Below are 309 nucleotides of genomic sequence, written 5' to 3'. Positions count from 1 at the left end.
TGAAAATGCTATAAAAGATTTTAATGCGGCTATCAGTATAAACTCTAGAAATGATAATTATTATAAAAATGCTATAAAAGATTTTAATGCGTCTATCTGCATAAACTCTAGAAATGATAATTATTATAACCATAGAGGTAATGCTTATTATGCTCAAGGTAAGTATAATGAAGCAATTGAAGATTACAGCCAAGCTATAAAATTAAAACCTAATAATGAAACTTACTATAGTAATAGAGGTATGGCATATAATAAGCTTAAAGATTATGAAAATGCTATAAAAGATTTTAATGCGGCTATTAGTATAAA

1 protein-coding gene is annotated in these 309 nt (G+C 25.2%); it reads left to right on the top strand.

Annotated features, from left to right (window positions below):
* Nucleotides 1–309 (top strand): tetratricopeptide repeat protein (locus NF27_RS00085; protein WP_039454479.1); only part of this gene is annotated, 309 nt, incomplete at both ends.

Origin of the sequence: Candidatus Jidaibacter acanthamoeba (assembly GCF_000815465.1) — a bacterium.
Taxonomy (GTDB): Bacteria; Pseudomonadota; Alphaproteobacteria; order Rickettsiales; family Midichloriaceae; genus Jidaibacter; species Jidaibacter acanthamoebae.
Note: the sequence above shows the minus strand (reverse complement) of the source record. Positions and strands in the feature narration are given on the sequence as shown.